Origin of the sequence: Pseudomonas sp. HN2-3 (genome assembly GCF_020691745.1) — a bacterium.
GTDB lineage: Bacteria > Pseudomonadota > Gammaproteobacteria > Pseudomonadales > Pseudomonadaceae > Aquipseudomonas > Aquipseudomonas capeferrum.
Genome location: NZ_CP085704.1, coordinates 3,261,336 through 3,279,044, shown reverse-complemented (window position 1 = coordinate 3,279,044; position 17,709 = coordinate 3,261,336). Strand labels below are relative to the sequence as shown.

Below are 17,709 nucleotides of genomic sequence, written 5' to 3'. Positions count from 1 at the left end.
AAGATGTTCTCGCATCCGATGGTGGAGCACTGAACGTCTGTACGCCCAAACCTAATCTTACCCCCTGAGCCAGGATTGCCCCTTCACCTACCAGTGGCGCGCCGTCGTCGACCTGGCGATCCCGATCATCCTCGAAACCTCGGCTTTGTTATGACCGAGCGATTTCAAGCGCTGAACTTCGTCACGCAGTTTCCCGGCTTCCAGTACTCGTGGGTGGGGCGCTGGCTTGTCGTCGATTGGGATCGGATGAGCCAGGCCATCAAGATCAGCTAGCTCATTCCGGGCTCGTTCCAGAAGGTCGGAAGGGGAGATCTGCTGGCTGGCTCCCCATGTCGCGGCAACGAGCGTCAGCGGGTGCACATTGAGCTGCGCGGCGATCTCTTCCAGCTTGTCCAGGGTGACGCTGGCCTCGCCCCGTTCGAGCCGACTGACGTACGACTGGCTTACACCCCCTTGGAAGTCAGTCTGCAAGACAGCGGTTTGGCGGCGCACGAAGCGAAGGGCGGAAGCGAACGCTTTCTTGAGCATGGATGACCGGCCTGTAAATCGCACTGTATGCCCGGTTTGCGCGGTACGACTCAAATGCGTATATTCATGCGAGTGATGCACTCTGCTTGTGATGGCCTGGCTGCCGATGGTGTCCGCCGTCCTGACGTATTGAGGACGAGGAGCGTGCATCAATATTTCACTAAATCCTGTTATGCCCTCAGCGCCAGTGGCGCGGGGGCGCAGGCGTTGCGAACTGTCCTTTTGACCAATTTGGGGGAAGGCAGAAATCCCCCCTTTGCCTTAGTCGGAGACCTGTAGTTGAAAGTCCGCATCTATTCTGACCTTCACCATGAGTTCAGCGCGGCCCCAAATCTCGATCTGGGCTGCGTGAGCCATGATGCGGATGTCGTGATCTTGGCGGGGGACATCCACACGAGGGGTAGAGGCGTGGCCTGGGCTCAGGAAGCCTCCGATGTGCCGGTTGTCTATGTCCTGGGTAACCACGAGTACTACAAAGGTCATTTCGACAAGACGCTCCGATCAATGAAGCAATTGGCCGAGGGCAGTCACGTACATGTGCTGGAAAATGAATGCTTGGTCATCGGTCAGGTGCGCATTCTCGCGGCTACCGCTTGGACAGATTTTTCAGCGAATGGAAACGTCCACCAGTCCTCGGAGGAGGCCCGACGGGGCATGAATGACTTCCGCAAAATTCGGGCGGGAGAGGGTTACCGCGCGCTGAGTGTCAGTGATGTGATCAGCCGGAATCATCAAACCTACGACTGGTTGGCTCAGGAGTTGGCCAAAGGCTTCGATGGCCAGACAGTTGTAGTCACGCATCATTGCCCTCTAATTGACTTCTCGGGGCCAGAGAAGGGGTCGGTACTCATGCCGGCGTACTCTAACCAGTGGCCCGAGCTAGTTAAGCAGGCGGATTTCTGGGTTTTCGGTCATACACATAGTCATGTTGATGAAGTGTTCGAAGGCTGCCGTATTTTGACTAATCCACAGGGGTACCCTGGCGAAGATTGTGGCTTCAATCCTGACTTCCTGATTAAAATTTAGATAATCACAGGGATATTAATGCTTAATTATAAAAAGAAACTGGCGGATGCTGACCGATGCCAGTTTAGTCGGCCAGTAACCGGCTTTCTACTTGACGTTCGCCCGAAGGAAGAGGGCGTGCGCGGGGCAATTTTTAGTGATGCCTTGAAGCGTTTTGAAGATGGCGATAGCGTCACGATAACTGAGATAAAAGAGACGTGCCATGAACATGGTTACAGCCTTTTTTTGACAGCCGATGGGTGCTGCTACGTTGCTGTCAGTCACCTGATGTTTTTAGAGGAAAGCTTCAATGGAGTGCCGCAAACGGTCATCCTCCGTGCTAGCTGATGGATGTGCCGTACCCCAAGTTAGGTGCCTGAGTGGCGCTATCGAGAAATTTAGTCCTGCATGTTTAAGGAAGGTGCATGTCTGATCTGAAAAAAATGACAGTTGTCGTTAAGAACTTTGATATCCAGGCTCGTGGTGACTTAGATGTGCTTTTCAATCGCGTTAGGCTTGAAGATGAGCAAGGTAAAACCTTCTACATAAAGAACGTTGCGATGCTCAACTATTTGGATCGACATGGAGCAATGTTGAAGGATACTCCAAGGACGTGGTTTTATAAAAACCTGTCAAAAAAAGCTGTAGTTGTGGTGGCAATTGAAAAGCCAGGAGGGAAAATTGAGTATGACCTTGACGATCTGCGACTGCTATCCTACTCCAGTATCATCAAAGGTCTTTTGATATCCTTAGCCATGATTCCTGGGGGTATTATTGCTGCAACAGCCACGTTCGGCCTCGGCCTGCTGCTTATTCCAGTCGGGTTTTGGTACGGCTATTGCGCGATCTTCAAGGTTCCAGCAATGCTGCGTCGCAAGACTCTAATCGGTGATCTGGCGGCCCATGGCATTGTTGTTCGGTAGGTTCTATCAGCAGAATGCTACTGTGGGGATTCAGCCGATAGAAGGAGCGACAGATGAGCAATGCGGTCATTTTTGCTGTTTTCGGGACGCTGCTTCAGATCCGGAACCGCCAAAATCCATACAGGCTCCTGCTGAGAGAAGGCGCACGTCAGGGCCGCCCTGTATCCCCGACCGACCTGCGTGCGCTCATGACCTTCAATGGTGGAATCGCAGAGGCCGCCGCTGCTTTCGAGATTACACTGTCACCCCAGAAGCTGATGGAGCTTCAGAGCGCTTTGGAAATTGAGCTGAAGTCTATTCAGCCCTTTGACGATGCCCTGCCGGCTCTCGACATGATCAGAAACCGAGGGATGAAGATCGGGGTCTGCTCCAATCTGTCACAGCCGTACTGTGCGACCGTCAGACGTCTGCTGCCGGGATTAGATGGCTATGCGCTTAGCCCTGAGGTTGGGGTGATGAAGCCTGACCCACTGATGTACCAGAGCGCTTGCCATCTCCTAGGCCTGGAGCCAGGGAGTGCTCCTGACGCAGGGAACCGGGTTCTGATGATCGGTGATCCACCCAAGTGCGATCGAGACGGCCCTCGTCAAGTCGGAATCATGGGGTATCACCTAGATCGCAGTGGGAAAGGCCGCTTCGGAGACTTGCTCGCGTTCGCACATGCATTGACGACCAGCGACTGAGGAGGCATAGGTGTTTAAGCGTCCGGGAAAGCTCTTTCCACTACGTCGAAACTCGCTGGGTGCAGAGCTCATTCAGCCTGTCGCCAGAGCAGGGGCCGATCAAAGTTACACCCAGTACGCGGATTGGGGGCATGGCATAGGGATTCTATGCCACACTGAATGGGCAAACGCAGATGCTCATCAGAAATTCACGGAGGAATACCTGTGCGCCGAGCTTTTTCAAAAGCACTTTACTATCCAACTATCGATGTGAAAAATGAGCGTTGGTTACGTAGCGCAGTGTTGTTTTGGGATTCAATTAGAACCATAGCTCCTGTCTCATATCCTGTGCCCTACTCAAATGCTTTTGCTCGCGTGCTTTATGATGAGGGTGTGCTCAATCCTGTTCGGGTTTCTTCAGGTATGGATGAGGTTGAAGAGCTCACAGATAAAGTTCTGGAGTATTTGACTGACCCAGCTGCAGCTGGAGTGATGCTCGGTACTGATCAGTATGCTCGGCATAGAATTCACTCGGAGAAAATTTCGTATCAGTTGCGGGAGCTTGCAAATATACACCCTGACAAACTGTCGCACCGGGTTCGCTCGGAACTGGAGCAAGGTGTTAATGAGGGAGATTGGCTCCATGTCACACCTGGTTTCGCGAATTTCTATATGACGCTACTCGCTACTCAGCTCGCTGAGCGACTTGGTCTAGGCTTGGTGACGGAGTCATCAGCTGCAGATCAATTGGCTATCGCAGTTCGCAAGGGAAAGCCACTCGGGAATTCTACTGGTCGAAGGCCGGGTCGCCAGTTCGATGCGCATGGGCCGAGACGATCATTACCGGCGGATCTTAACCCGAGTTTGCTGATTGATCTCATGGTGGAGGGGATTTCTCTTCCTCAAGACATATCTGCGCATGAGCTGCTAGACTTCAAAGACTACCATGCTGAAGAGCTGGCGGTATTTCGTGTTGAGGTCGCACGGCTTGCTTCAGACTTGCCTGAAGGAGTGCCTGTGGAAGCGCTAAGGCAAGCAGTTTCAGATCGTTACAAGTGTCATGTGCTCCCTGCGATGAAAAGCCTTAGAACTTCACTGAAGGCCCAGAAATGGGAGTCTGGAATCAATGGGCTCCTAAAAGTTTCATGCATCACGGTTGCGCCTACTTCTGCCGCGATACTTGCAGGAATGCCCACTTCAATTGCTTTAATTGCTGGAGCGGGAATCTCGATGACAGCCTCAGCAGTTTTATGGGCGAATCAGCGGCGTCAAACGATCATAGACAACCCTTACTCTTATTTGCTTTCAATTGAGCGACAATGGTAACGCGCGGAACTCATCATCAGGAGGCTGCTGGTCAGGACATTGGCGCGAACACGATCATGCGGACGTCCGAGAGCGTATCCATGAAGCAAGGTGAATAGTTGTTATCCGCTTAACTATTGCCGCAGGAGGATTGAGGGGTTCTCCGGTGGTCTCTGCAGCATCGCCGCCTGGCATGTAGTCGCTTTACTGAGGAGCTTCTATGAAAATGACCTACGTAGGACGGTACGCGCTTACATTTGATGCCGCGACCTTTGCTATCAAGTGTCCAGAGAACACACCGAGGTTTTCCGGGCTGGCGACATCTCGATTGCCGAAGCTTTACGTCATTAGCGTTGAGGGGCATTCGCAACCGGTCTACGTCGGAATCACCAAGCAATCGATGAGCAATCGCCTACGGATCGGATGGGCCGCCAACGGCAAAAACGGATACCACGGCTATGCCTGGCGTCGACATTTTACTGCTGCGACGATGGACATCTGGTGCCAGCTCGATGCGGTTGAGGGGAACTGTCTTGATATCGAAACCGTGGAAGCCGAGCTGGTGTATTTGATTCGCCAGGCAGGTCAATGGCCCGCTTACCAAACAGAAATCCATTTCCATCAATCCACTGACCTCCATCGCCAAGTGGCGGCAACAATCGGTGCGCGCTTTGGGCTGGGTCTAGAGCTTGAGGAAACGGGACTGCTTACTCCCTAGTGTCCGTGCGCCGTCCATCATGCGTCGGAGTATGCGACCTCGACGCTGGCTTCAGGGGCGCTCAACATGACGCCCCGAAATCCAAAATGAAGGTGATTCAGGCTGGCCTGACAGCAACGCTGCTGCTCATACCTTGTACCTTGAGCACGTAGGCACCACCCTCCTGAACAACCTTGGCTTGAGGCATATAGGCGTAGAAATATTCGTACTGATAGACCGCTTGTTTCCACTTCCTACCACCGTAGAACTCAAATACAGTGTCAGTATTCTTGAAGCCCTTGAATGCGCCGCGCAATTGACCTTCGCAGATGACCATGGGTGACACTCCTAGTGGTTGGTCGCCATGAGCCCCTCGCTCATGACGCATGTGCATGCGTAAGTGCCGGAGACCAATCCGGGAAACGCTGCCTGCAGTGCTCTCAGTTCAGGTTGTAGCCAAATTCTCGGCTTAGCAGGATCTGCTTCCAGTGGCTTTCTCGCGCATCGATCTCTCTTGGCATGGCATGGATATCAGCGATCTCCAGAATAGAGAATCTAAGGTGGTGCTGCCGCCCGGGGAGGGCGTCGATGCCAAACTCCTTTTTCAGGGCAACATTGCCACCGTGTGCGGTCGCCGCGTATGTGCACCAGCGCCCCCAAATGCCGCTTTCGCCGTCGGCTTTGCCGACATACAGTTTGCCGGTCTCACTGTCTGTGATCAGATAGACGCCCTTAACATTCGACAATGCTGCGCGCCAGGTTGGAATGTTCTGGCGTACGACGATATCCAGATGCTCCTTGGTCAAATTGACTGACTTGAAGCCTGGGAAATCACCAATGGTGAGACGCTCGGGCAGCAGCTCCGAGACGACAAGGTCGTTCACCAGGGTGGTTCCGAGTGGGTATGAATTGCGCTTCTTGTACTTGCTCCTGAGATAGAGGCGACCGACCCATTCTTCGGCACCTTCGATACGTTCCAGATCATAGATGTGGTGATCTCTCGGCTCGGTGTGATCGGAACGACCCTTCTTACGGAACAGGCCTGCAAAAAGCCAGCGAGTAGGGCGCCCAGCCTGGATCAGTGAAACGACATACTCCTTCTCGAAATTCCTCTGGGATTGCCATGATTGCCACTTGTCAAAGCGGCCCTCCAGAAACACGTCGAGGGGGCGTTCTTCGCCGTTGTGTCGGGCTAGGTGAACCTTTGCACGGCCAGGAGTGAAGGCAGGCTCCCACAGTTTGAGCAGGTCAAAAAGCAGCATTAAGTAATGTCCGGAACGGTTTCGTCAGTGATCAAGCGTCACGAGCAGAGGGCGGTGTGAATCGAGGGTACAACCCCGGCTCACTATGCATGGCCAATGGCTATTGTGAGCATGAGCATACTGGGCGCTAGGGGGCGAGGCCAGTAGGTACCGCTTGAGAGATCCGCGCAAATGCGCCGGCAGCTGACTTGGGCTTCAACATAACCTTCCACCGGCCAGCTCCAGACCTCTTTCTACCCTGGGAATGTTGGTGCTCTCCGTGCACTCAGGTCGGTGGCGAATTAGCTGCCTCAGCCGTCTCATGAGGCTTGACTGGCTCAGCCGGCTTGGCATCTTCTGCTGTGTCTGCTGTGTCTGCTGTGTCTGCTGTGTCTGCTGTGTCTGCTGTGTCTGCTGTGTCTGCTGTGTCTGCTGTGTCTGCTGTGTCTGCTGCACTTTTAGGAGCTACGCCGCTCACCGTCTTGCCAGCTTCCGGCAGCGAAGCATCACGTCGCTGCTGGGCAGCGCTCTCCTTGGCAACGGCTGCCAATATGCCCAAAGCATCTTCTTTGAACCCCCGATCGGGTAGACCCTCGCAGGCCTTGGTCGACATGAACTCCTGCAAGGCTTTTGTAACCTCAGGCTCGGTGCGTGCAAGGAAGAGTTTCGTCTGGACGAACAACCCCCACGCGTATGCCCAGTCCGGGGTGAGTCTCGGCTTACACAGATGCTCCTGCAGGCTTTCCAGTGCGGCCTTTGGTTTCACTTCGAAAGGCGAGTCGCTGCCCTGCGGCCATTCATCTGACGCTGTCAGGGACAACACTTTGAAGGGTTCCTTAGCAGCGAAGGTCAACGTGTCTCCTTTGACCTCGAATAGAGAAGTCGCCTGGAGTGACGTTGCCAGGAAGTCTACCTGGTCAAATGAGACATTGAAGAACGAGGCAAGCGTCAGGTCGGCATTGATAAAGCTCGCGTTCTTCACCGTCACGTTGTCCCACATTGACCCTTTCAACCTGGTCTGAATAAAGTCCGTGGAGACCAGGTCGACGTTCATGAAGCTCGCACCGTCCAACGAGGCCATGTTGAAGTTGGCGCCGTTGAGGGTGGTGTCGACAAATACTGATCCGTAGAGGCGGGCGAACGAGAAATTCGCCCCGGTCATATCCGCGTTATGTGCCCAGATACGTGGGATCACCTGCATGCTGATGTCCAGGTACCGCAGGTTGCGCGAACGCAGATCCATCGCCACTTCACGGCTCATGAAGTACTCCTTCACATCAGCGTGGCCCGAGAACGCGGCGAGGTCTGCATCTGTTTTGGAGGGCCCTGACCATAGCCGTTCGCCTCGATCGATCTCGATGTGAGGTACCCATGCAACCGTGCCGCTGTCTGCGTTGTTCAGCCAATCCGTGTGGGTCTTTAGCCATAGCACGGGGGAAATGGAGCTCGGGAGGAAAAGCACATCGATGCACACCAGCAGCCAGCATTCGAATACCCATGTCCCTACCCTGCGCAGGCGTCGGCTGGTGGTGCGGGTGCGGGTACTGAAGTTCGGTGCTAGCAGCTCACGGCAACGGATGCGCGCGGCATAGCAGGCACAATAGAGCGACGCTACCTGGATCACGAACAGAAACGGGCTCTGGTACGCCGTGAACTTGGTGAGAATGTAGAGCAGGGTGGCTGGGCCTGCGGATAGCAGGCACATCAACATCGCCAGGTCAGTGCGATGGCTGAGTGTTTCTGAAGCACCCTTCGGTTTGGGAAGCTTGAGCCCTGCGAACATCTTAGGCAGCCGACGCAAGGTCACCAGGTGACCGGCCAGCACGATCAACGGGCTCAGGAAGTAGAATCCCACCACTGAAACCGTAACGCTCACCAGCGGTAATTGAATGCCCTTGCTGGGCATTAGGAGCATCGAATCCTTGGTCGATGACACGCTTGCCAGGACGTAGAGAATGAGAAGGGCGTAGGAAAGGAGAGACGAAATTTCAGTCTGGGCCGTTTCCTCCTTGCGAAGCGCTTTGCGGGGGAAGACGGCCCTGATGGGCTTACGGTTCGAGGACATGGTCGGCGGCTGGCAAGGATAAATTGAGCCGGGTAGGGTATCGCAGTGCTATAGGCGATGACAGGCTCTAAGTCGCGCTATCCAGGGCTCAAACGCTTCAGCGGCATGAGGTGTGCGAGTCAGCATTTACTGCATCCAAGCGCGGTGGCCTGAGGCTCTCTATGCCCACTGTTGCGCGTTGCCAAAATGCCAATTTCATTACCGTTCGTCGGAGACGTCGGACTTTTTTCTACCCCCCCTCTTGAAAATTTTTTAACGAGACGGAGTTCTTATATTTGAGAGCAAAAGGAAAAGCTGCAGTGGAAGCTTCACCGCAAATGTCCGAGCAAAGCCTTGTTTTTGGCCCTGCTTGCCGCTTTTGATCTTCGAAGGATTTTAGCCTGGATGGCTTTGCCGGAAGGCAAGGCTGGGCTCCTCAGGGAGATCGTCTCTTCGGCCTTCAGGCCGCTGCTTTCGCTTTGGCTTCAAACCTGCTGCACGGTCTCCAAAATTTTGAGGGGGACAACTGCGTCTTCAAGCGTACCCGTGTCAGACAACACCTGTGGAGTCGGTCGGGAAGGCCATCGGCTGCTGGAATAGCCTTTCCTCGGCTAATCGATATATTGATGCCCGTATCGGCGGTCGGAGACTATCGAGCAGTGTTAGCCACTTCCAACGCTTCTTCCAAGGCTTCTAGCGCGTCCGCCAAGCGTTGGTCTTCACGCGCGTCACCGGTGCCCGGCTTGTGAGTCTGGCAGTGGCGTAACAGGGCTTCCAGATCGTTCTGGTTCAAATCTAATTGGATGTGTTGTTGGTTCGGTCTCGGTGTTGTTCCTATGGTACATAGGCTACGGTGCAGTCACGTGGAGCGGCTGCACTGAAATCTTGCTTAACCGACGTCAGCATCTGACCGCAACCTGCCCTACATGAAGGGCAGGGTCGATAGCGGTCAGTCATGATCGACGGTTCCGACCGCAGGCTGCCCTTCACGAAAGGCAGAGTCCGGTCAGAGGTTGCCTGGCATGAGGTCAAAGCGCGGACGTCAAAAGTTTCAGTAAGGGAATAGCTGTCACATCTCGGCTACTGCCCAGCGCATTACGCCTTTTTCAAACCCAGTAAGCCGGAGATGCTCCAAGCGTGGGGCTAGCGCACGGAGTTTGGCCAAAAGGTCGTTCAGATTATCCGACGGCAGAATGAGGTGTTTGATCTGCGTGGAAATCTGCGTAGGAATTCCATACTCGTCCAAAGCCGTCAGCAGTGGGTCGAGGAATAGGTTTTCAAGCTGCTCTGCAAAGAAGCTGAAATCACCAGGTTCGTAGCCTCTCTTGGCAAGAACGTCAGCCTGGATCTTGTTGATGGCCATGATGTCTCGTGGCAGTCGGAAGCACACCATGTTCCTGATGAATTTCAGGCGCAGGTTGATAGCCTCGCTCGCCGTTTCTTCCCCTTGTCGTTTATCAACGGCCTGCTTGAGGTAAGCAGGCAGGTTTTTCTGCGTGCGCAGCTCGTTGATGTGCCAAGCCAACTGCGAGCTGGAAGAGATTCCATAGTCCATCAAATTGCCGCCCACGAGGCTGTAGACCAGTTCGCACAGGTAGTTGAACTGGGTCGCCTGTTCAGGAATTCCTTTCCAACCAAGCAGGCCATAGCTGCGTGGCAGGTCTCGGATGATGGTCTCCGCCACTTCAACCTGTCGATCAATCGGGATGTGCCTGTTTTCGATCAGGGTCGTCGGCGACAGCACCGGGTTGGCATAGGCTTCCTGAAGCCGCCCGCGCGACATATCCGTCAGGTACTCGTTCTCCAGTTGCATCAGAAGCCCCATGGGGGACTTTTCGTCCTGGAGACCTATGGGGTACTCGACCGTGAGGCCTTCCTCCAGCGGCGGCGCTTCAAGCATGAACACCTTCCCGATGAAGTACTTGTTCATGCGGCCAGCACGACCAGAGATGTTCTTGTAAGTGAAGTAGTCAAACGTCGATTTGTTCAGTCGTCGGTCATAGATGATCACATTTTCAGCTGACGTATTAACGCCTTCGATCATCGTCGATGTGCAGATGATCCGCTTGATGACACCTTCGTTGAACAGCTTCACGATGTACTGTTGCAGCGCTCGCGGTACTCCGCCATGGTGGATGCCGATGCCTAGAGAAATTGCTTTGGCAACGTTCCACTCAGGGTGGTAGTGCTTGGAAATCCAGGCGGCAATCTCCTGTGTTTCAGGTATTGGGCTCAGCCCAGCTTCTTCGATGAGATACTCTGCCACCCGGTTCGCGCTGGGCGGGGCCTGGCAGTAAATCAGGGTAGGGGACTCTAAGGTCTTGACCAACTCCAAGAGTTTTTCCTTCCGCTCTTCCGAGCGCATACCGAGGCCGAAATTCTGAATATCGACCGCGACCGTGCTGTAGTCGGAGGGGATGAAGTGGTACTCGTAACCATCGAGGCCGTTGATCCTCTGGATGTGTGGGCCAAGCATGTAGAACTGGGCACCTGTCTTGGCAAGCTTGTGGAACGCCAAGCTTAGGTCGACGGCACGCGAGCTCTCTTCACTGTCGTTCGCTAAGTCAATTTTGTAGAACTCATCCAGGACGAAGAACTCGACATCAGCCAAATCCGGGCGCTGAATCACCCGCTCCTGGGTGAGCAGGTAGACGTTGGTGGTGTCAGCCACAGCTTCTTGGGTGGGGTGGGTAATAAGGTTGAAGTCCTTGAATCGCCTGACCAGGCGGCGCCGGGTTTCGTCGATGAGTGCGATGGTAGGTACGATCACCACCACCTTCTTGAACCACCGCTTCGCCAAGACAGCGTCGATAACCAGGCTCTTGCCCACGCTGGTGGAGGCACTCAGCACGACGTTGCGGCCCTGCATGATGAGGCTGAACACGTGTGCCTGCAGGTGATGAAACACCATACCCTGCTCGACACCCTCAACTCGGTGAGCCTCATAGGCCAGGCGGTCTGACAATGCCATGTTGCTGAGGTGAGGCGTGATATACGGGAAGAGGCCAACCGCTCGTACCATGTTCAGAAGCAGCGACTGCTCGACCTTGTCGAAGAGGTGGAATTTGTCGAGAGCTCTGATCACCAGGTCGCGACCTTCCCACCCTGAGTGGCTTCTGTTGACTATGGTGTTAATGGCGAGCAGCACAGCGATAGTTGATGCGTCGTCATCACTCAGATGAGCCAGCTTGGTTTTGATCGTTTCGTAATTCATGACAGCTTCGTTCCTTGAGCTCCCAGGCATGCTGGACATGCCCGGAGTGCTTTAGCCCTCTGCGCTTTCAACTGCATCGTTCAGGCGCGTTTTTCCAACTCATGCAAGGCTTCGAGCGGATTGCAGCGCGCATTAAAAGCCTTCGTGAGCTGTGCGATGCTTTCCATGGGCACCAAAAAAACTATCACCTTCACCTGCTCAACGTTCTCCGGCAGTTGAGTGATTAGCGCGTCGTAGTGGTTCTGAATCTCGGCTTTCAGGTTGATCACATAGTCAGCGAGCCAGCCGGAGGCCAGCGCCGCGCTGTCGTAGGTCAACAGGACGGGGAAGCAAAGGACATTGAGCATGTCATCGACTGACGCATTGCGATGGAGGGCCTGGTTAAAGGCCTCCGCTTTCGGTTGATGGTGCAGAGGTTCGCGTAGGGCAATGATGATCTCGCGCTCAGCGGACAACACCGTTTCTGAGATCGTATCGTCCAGCACGCCGCAGATCTGCTCTAGCGTCGTATCCATAGCGCCGGCCTCGATGAGGCGAGCGAGGCCCAGCCACAACTGGTCATCTTGGCCAGGCTGCTGGACGATGTGCGCATTGCCGAACTCAGAAAGCTTGCCGGCGGATTTGTAGAAGACTTTGCAGGCGACAGGTTCGCTGTTCTGACGGCTGCGCAGAATGGCATGGAGAATCAGCTCAGCGATGAGCCGATCGCGCGGCAGATCGCTGTCGGTAAACGTGCTGATTGATCGGGTCAGCATCGCTTGAGCGTTATGGGGGGTGATGTTCACGATTTCACTGGCCTTCAGCGAAAACTCAGGCAGCCACTCGATGAGGTGCTGAGCAAAGCCGTCACACCGCCATTTCTTCAACGCATAGTTGACGCTCAGGCCGGAAAAGGAGCGGAGCAGGCCTTCTGGGGTGCTGGAGTGGAACTCAACCAGGAAAGGGTCGGGACGCTTCTTGTAGGGCTTAGATGCGGTCGTGGATTTATCATCAGCCTCTTCGAGCAGCTGCTTGAGGCGAGCCAGCGCGGGCTCCCTGTGGATCACTTTGTCCTGCGCCGCTGTCCTCACGTTGGCCGTAGCGGCTTTGTCAGCCAGTTCCAAAAAGTCGTCGTAAACGGCCTGAAGCTGGGTGAAATTGGGACGGTTTCCAAGCTTGTCAGCAAGCTGGAACAGGGTTTTGATGTTCACGGCTTCTAAAGCCTCGACATCCCCGTAGACCTGCCAGACGAAATTCTTGGCCCAGTCGGAGAAATTCCGGCCTTGAGGCGAAGCGAACTTTTTGAATTTGTTGAGCAGCACCGAGCCGCGCTCAGTGGTGGCGTCCGGTAAGACTCGTGTTCCAATCTCTTTCTTGAAGCCTTCAAGGATGTTTGCGACGTCTCGCTTGGTGACGATTCTGAAGCGAGCGGGGCCTGGCCGGGTGTCGCATTTGAGTGACTTATGCAGAAGTGACGAGTCGGCTTTGCCGTTGTCCAGCTTGATGACTTCTTGCCAGTTCCACTTCTTCTCACCTTCGGTCGTTTTGACCTGGATGTACTCGTTCACGAGGTGGCCTTCAGACAGAAACACGGCAACGATGTCGTCCGCAGTCTCGCATTCAACCTGACGGTAGTCGCTGTCGCTGAGCATCTTGAAGATGAAGCTGACGGCCACGTGATCTTGATACTTGAAGCCTTGCCTTGCCGCAGGCCCACCTTTGTTCGATGGGCTAGAAGTACGCACCATGACATCCCTGCATCGCGAAAATTTACTGGTAATCAGGCATCCACTGCAGCTCTGAAGCTCAGACAACATCGCGCGGTGCCTCCGACTTGCTGCAACGCTACCACTAATGGCAATTGGCCGACATCAGCAATTTTCGGCCAAAAGGCCGATGCCAACCGAAGAGCTGGCCACGGTGTTCGTTCAGCCGCGCGGATACGACTCGCTTTACCACGTGGGGTTGGTCATGGTGTTCGACCGACTGCAGATGTCGATTCATCGGCTCATCGCAGGGTGTTGGGGCCAGCCGGTCTGGCCGCTTCGGCGTCCGATGATGGTGCACTTACCTGGCTGGGGCACTGAGCCGCGCTTTTCGTTATGCCGCACCTGAACGTGCGCTTAAACTAGTCTTCGAAGGCCTGGCATCAACGGGGGTGGGATGTGCAAGATTTTGACCTGGTGTGGCAAAAGGCGGAGCAGGTGTTTGGTGACAAAGCCAAAGCGGCGGTGTGGCTGTCGACGCCAAAACAACTGTTTGGGGGGCTGACAGCAATCGACTATGTGAGAGATCAAGAAACCTTGCCGCGGGTGATAGAGGTGCTGGCCCAGATTGAGCATGGATATCCTTAGAAAGGATCCCTGAAAACTAAGCTATGGTTTAGATTTTCGGTTCAACTGCTCCATGATCCGCGAAATCGAAAATATAGTTTAGTTTTCGTTTGCATGACTGGTACGTACCTACGCCGGGCCGACCTGACTGGATGAAGGAACAGCTGGCGTCGAAGCGTGCGAACCGACCTTCTGACGTGCCTGCTGGCCTCATCAATCATTTGGACTCACAGAGGTTGCTGTGGAAATTCGCAAGGTCATCCTGGTAAACGGCTCCCTTCATAAACCCACCTTCTTTTCCTATCGTCCAAATCAGCGTCTTTGGAGCTGTCGATTTGCCGAATCGACGCAATCGCCATACCCAATATCATTATCGCTATCAGCGTAAACCTCATCGCATATCTGCTTGGCCTGCTGGGTCGACGAAGCTGTATGGGCCGGCGGATTACATGCTCGGTCATGAGGGTCGAAATCGCCCTGTTCTTATTGCGAAGCCCGCGACTGGACGGGCTGCGGGAGCGGCGGTTTTTTTCGTGGATCAATCAAAACTGGTCTGCACAGCTTGCAACGGCTCGCCGGTGCCCTGATGTGCACGCACCGCCGCTTCGGCAGCCGCCTTGGCCTTGTCGTACAGTTCTTCACGTTCGTTGTCGGTGATGATGTTTGCATCGGCCAGCGCCTCGGCATAGGCCCGCGCATTTTCTTCACGGCGGTCGATATAGCGGAGCTCGCCTTTGCCGATCTTGTCTATCTTGATGCGCAGGATATTGAGTAGTGCTGCTTTTTGAGCGGTGGTCACGGCTGTCATGGTTTGGCCCCTTTTTTCTGTCATTTGCAGAGTTTGAAGCCGGACGCATCCGCCGCTTCAAGTTCCGCCGTTGGGATGCCTACGCGCATACACGCCGCCATATCGCCCATCTGCTCGATGATGGCGGCTTTGGGGGCCCACAATAGAGTTTGATATAGAGCCTCCTGTAATTCTTGGTTACGAAGCGGCAATAGGTGGCCGTGAGCTCTGTTGGTCAGACCAAATGCAAATGACTGGACACGTCCGCTGCAAGCAGGTGGTCACGTGACTGCAATTGCGCAAGTACAACCATTCCTACGTAGCCTAGCTAGTACCGCAGGTCTTCTAAAGCTCCCACCGCTTCACCATTCGCTTTGGCGATTCCGATGATCAACTCTCTTAATGCCGCCTGATCGGCATTTGACGCCTTGGCGGAAAATCTGACCTGACGCTGACTACCAAGCCCACCACCACTGGCTGAGCCAATGCGGTTGAATGTGATTTGAGCGAGCAGGACTACTTCCATGGTGTGGGCCTCCTATGTGAGTCTTGATTCCTGATAGCAGGGGCGTCCAGCGTAAGCGAGGTCAGGTCGAATGCGTATTCAGCAATGACTCACCGATTGCGTTGTAGCGGTGCGATGAGAAGGCTCCAAAACGTTTCGGCGCCGCCTTCTTGTGAAAGCTTCTGGTCTTGCCGAGTGTGGAACGCCATACCGAACGTCTTCAGGTACATGGATTGGTCGTCCGTCTCTATGGTGAGTGCCTCGTTGTATGAGCCACCGCCAAACGAGTCGCCGTGACTGTAATAGATCCCGGCGCCTAGCTGGCCACCGGTGAACACCGTCGCCTTCGCAACGTCGTGACCGTCCTTATAGACACTCGCAGAGAAGCGATTTGCATCCACGCGACGGAACACTCCTTCGTACCCAGGGTTGCGTGCTTGAAGCTCCTCCAGTGAGTTCTCGAAATAGCGAGCGATGTACTCGAAGCTGTCGAGCAGGAAGCGATCTTTGTCCAGCTGGGTATACGTCTTGGCCATCCGAAGGTTGCTAGACCTAGGGCCAGCAGGGGCCATAGGGGAGGGCGCTGAACCGCCAGTGAAGTCGTTGCGCTCGGCCCTTGGAGCAGAACTCGGTTGGTCACGCCTGCATCGCTCAGCGGCCTTCCGAACCTCCTTCGCAACTTGCAAGAATGCCTCGTCACGATCCGGCCAAAGTGTCACGGGCTTACCATCTTGGGGCGTGCCAAGCAGTTTGCCGAACGGCGCGTGGTGCCAATCGCACGGGCGAAGAATTACAGGAATGACGATCGCTTCGCCCGCTCCATGGCGCTCCATCGCACGAGTCATCTCGATGTTGTAGCAGTAGTCGGAAGCGATGAAGTCGGGGCTCACCAGCAACAGAATGATTTCGTCGCTGGTGATGTGATCATCGATCGCTGCATCGATTTCTTGGCCAGCACCGATTCTGCGGTCGTGCCATGTCTCAATGACGCCCTGGCGCTTGAGCATGGAAAGCTGCTTTTCGAGCTGGTCGCGCAGCGCTTCGTCCGCATGGCAATACGAGAAGAACACGTTCGGCAAAATGGTTACTCCCATTCAGGTAGGTGCTGTTCCGATCATATGGTTTGCTCACCGCAGAAGTACAGGTCTGGCTGGGCTCGCACGCATACTGCGATGCACCTCTACCCACCCGTCAACTGAAGAACAACGGGGCAGGCAAGGGGGTAAGGGTCGTGACTTGGTCGAAGATCATCTGGGCTAAGTCGTAGCGGATGATGTGCTTCCCGTGTGACGTTGGCCGCACGAATTGACGTATCTCCACAGGCGCGAAGCTGAAGCTAGACGGAAGCCGGAGATGTCGTTTAGCCGTGCCGTCAGCACTGTTACATTGTTCGCAAATGATGACTGGGGCGAAAGAGGTGATGCGACGAGGTTGACCAGGAGGCAGCTTGCTCGCGCTAAGGTCTGTTCCATGATCATGGTGTTCATGAAGACCTGCCGCCCAGTCTTCTCGCCTGTATGGTTTGTTCGGGTATGCGGCGATCACGAGCTGACTATGGTGGACTGACAAGGAAAATGGTGTGAATGTCTTCAGTGTCCTGACCAATCCGTCGGACTCGATAGAGTTAAAGCATTGTCCAACGCAGCAGCTCGAATCGAGTCCGATCGCAGCACGGGCATCGCCAATAATCGTCAAGCTTGGCCCACTGCAGGCGGCAATGTGCGCCATCAAAGCTAAGGTAATCCTCCCAGCTAGGAATTCGCCGGTGCAGATTGCTATCCAGTGTTTTCTCTCTGTTGGCATTCTTGATTTTGGTGCCGTCGCACGCCAGGCAGCTACCGTTCGCTAGAAACTCAGGCTTGCAGGGACAGAGGCTCTTGGTCATGAAACTCTCAAAGGTTGAGTGCCAAATGACTTGGCTCGACCTGCCGGCGCTGACCGGTTCGACAGGGGGATGGTGATTTCACTCTCACCTATAACTGCTCACGGCATGGGGGTCTCTAAGGGTTTCATCTGTCCAGGCAAGGCCAATACAGAACATGAGGGTTAAGGAGGCGTAGCTGACCACTGCATACACGCCTCCTGCGCTCACGTCTTCTACTGCTCGATAGCACCATACGCCTAGGTAACCAATCATCGCCCCCAGCGCGGCCCTGCACGCAGTCAGCAGGCTACCGCCTACGTTGACGAAAAACGCATGAACCTCACGCGACTTGCCAATGAGATGAAGTGATCGGAACGTTACCCTCAGCGTGAAGACACTGACGATCGCGAATGCGATGAGTAGGTACACGTAGTACGTCATGAGCTCTGGTGCTGCCAGTAATGCGGTGACCAAAGCGCTCACTTCCTCGGGTGAGGTACTGATGAGCAGTGGCAATGCCCCGATGAAGAGCGCGTAGATGACCTCCCTGGCAGCCCGCCGCCAGAGTCCGAACTTTTCCTGTTTTCTCATCAGCAAACGTCATGTCCCATCAGATTCGATT

17 protein-coding genes are annotated in these 17,709 nt (G+C 54.7%); 7 read left to right on the top strand and 10 right to left on the bottom strand.

The features are described from left to right. Positions 1-87: 87 nt before the first annotated feature. A complete protein-coding gene (locus tag LJX93_RS14905) occupies positions 88-528 on the bottom strand; it encodes a helix-turn-helix domain-containing protein (protein WP_227696127.1) in 441 nt (146 codons plus the stop codon). Between the two features lie 279 nt (positions 529-807). Here LJX93_RS14905 and LJX93_RS14900 point away from each other — a divergent pair, with 279 nt between their 5' ends. The 6 genes from LJX93_RS14900 (at position 808) to LJX93_RS14875 (ending at position 5,141) form a co-directional block, all read left to right on the top strand. After that, positions 808-1,554, top strand: a complete 747-nt coding sequence (locus LJX93_RS14900; RefSeq protein ID WP_227696126.1) for a metallophosphoesterase — start codon at positions 808-810, stop codon at positions 1,552-1,554. Positions 1,555-1,572: 18 nt separating this feature from the next. After that, positions 1,573-1,881: a hypothetical protein gene (locus tag LJX93_RS14895; RefSeq protein ID WP_227696125.1), complete on the top strand. Its 309-nt coding sequence runs from the start codon at positions 1,573-1,575 to the stop codon at positions 1,879-1,881. A gap of 77 nt (positions 1,882-1,958) precedes the next feature. Further along, complete coding sequence (locus tag LJX93_RS14890; RefSeq protein WP_227696124.1) at positions 1,959-2,456, top strand: hypothetical protein; 498 nt, start codon at positions 1,959-1,961, stop codon at positions 2,454-2,456. Positions 2,457-2,509: 53 nt separating this feature from the next. Beyond that, positions 2,510-3,139 carry an HAD family hydrolase gene (locus LJX93_RS14885; RefSeq protein ID WP_227696123.1) on the top strand — a complete coding sequence of 210 codons (630 nt, stop codon included), beginning with the start codon at positions 2,510-2,512 and terminating at the stop codon, positions 3,137-3,139. Between the two features lie 204 nt (positions 3,140-3,343). Then, positions 3,344-4,444, top strand: a complete 1,101-nt coding sequence (locus LJX93_RS14880; RefSeq protein ID WP_227696122.1) for a hypothetical protein — start codon at positions 3,344-3,346, stop codon at positions 4,442-4,444. A 199-nt stretch (positions 4,445-4,643) separates the two neighbouring features. Beyond that, positions 4,644-5,141: a hypothetical protein gene (locus LJX93_RS14875; RefSeq protein WP_227696121.1), complete on the top strand. Its 498-nt coding sequence runs from the start codon at positions 4,644-4,646 to the stop codon at positions 5,139-5,141. 97 nt (positions 5,142-5,238) lie between these two features. On the opposite strand, the gene LJX93_RS14870 is transcribed toward LJX93_RS14875, so the two are convergent. From LJX93_RS14870 to LJX93_RS14850, 5 genes are all read right to left on the bottom strand, one after another. Then, positions 5,239-5,457, bottom strand: coding sequence for a hypothetical protein (locus LJX93_RS14870; protein ID WP_227696120.1), 219 nt, complete (start codon positions 5,455-5,457; stop codon positions 5,239-5,241). A gap of 103 nt (positions 5,458-5,560) precedes the next feature. Continuing rightward, positions 5,561-6,382 carry a GIY-YIG nuclease family protein gene (locus LJX93_RS14865; protein WP_227696119.1) on the bottom strand — a complete coding sequence of 274 codons (822 nt, stop codon included), beginning with the start codon at positions 6,380-6,382 and terminating at the stop codon, positions 5,561-5,563. A gap of 265 nt (positions 6,383-6,647) precedes the next feature. Continuing rightward, positions 6,648-8,426: a pentapeptide repeat-containing protein gene (locus LJX93_RS14860; protein ID WP_227696118.1), complete on the bottom strand. Its 1,779-nt coding sequence runs from the start codon at positions 8,424-8,426 to the stop codon at positions 6,648-6,650. Between the two features lie 1,048 nt (positions 8,427-9,474). Then, on the bottom strand, positions 9,475-11,619 hold the full coding sequence (locus tag LJX93_RS14855; protein ID WP_227696117.1) for a DEAD/DEAH box helicase: 2,145 nt from the start codon (positions 11,617-11,619) through the stop codon (positions 9,475-9,477). Between the two features lie 80 nt (positions 11,620-11,699). Then, positions 11,700-13,346 carry a dsDNA nuclease domain-containing protein gene (locus tag LJX93_RS14850; protein ID WP_227696116.1) on the bottom strand — a complete coding sequence of 549 codons (1,647 nt, stop codon included), beginning with the start codon at positions 13,344-13,346 and terminating at the stop codon, positions 11,700-11,702. A 417-nt stretch (positions 13,347-13,763) separates the two neighbouring features. On the opposite strand from LJX93_RS14850, the gene LJX93_RS14845 reads away from it, so the two are divergent. Next, entirely contained in the window at positions 13,764-13,952 is a 189-nt protein-coding gene (locus tag LJX93_RS14845; protein WP_227696115.1) for an MbcA/ParS/Xre antitoxin family protein, read from the top strand. A gap of 517 nt (positions 13,953-14,469) precedes the next feature. Here the strand turns inward: LJX93_RS14845 and LJX93_RS14840 are convergent. The 4 genes from LJX93_RS14840 to LJX93_RS14825 all read right to left on the bottom strand — a co-directional run bounded on the left by LJX93_RS14840 (position 14,470) and on the right by LJX93_RS14825 (position 17,678). Continuing rightward, on the bottom strand, positions 14,470-14,739 hold the full coding sequence (locus LJX93_RS14840; protein WP_227696114.1) for a hypothetical protein: 270 nt from the start codon (positions 14,737-14,739) through the stop codon (positions 14,470-14,472). A gap of 307 nt (positions 14,740-15,046) precedes the next feature. Further along, positions 15,047-15,244 (bottom strand): hypothetical protein, encoded by a 198-nt coding sequence (locus LJX93_RS14835; protein ID WP_227696113.1) that lies wholly within the window; start codon positions 15,242-15,244, stop codon positions 15,047-15,049. 89 nt (positions 15,245-15,333) lie between these two features. After that, positions 15,334-16,302, bottom strand: a complete 969-nt coding sequence (locus LJX93_RS14830) for a toll/interleukin-1 receptor domain-containing protein (RefSeq protein ID WP_414004139.1) — start codon at positions 16,300-16,302, stop codon at positions 15,334-15,336. 890 nt (positions 16,303-17,192) lie between these two features. Continuing rightward, entirely contained in the window at positions 17,193-17,678 is a 486-nt protein-coding gene (locus LJX93_RS14825) for a hypothetical protein (RefSeq protein WP_227696111.1), read from the bottom strand. Positions 17,679-17,709 lie beyond the last annotated feature (31 nt).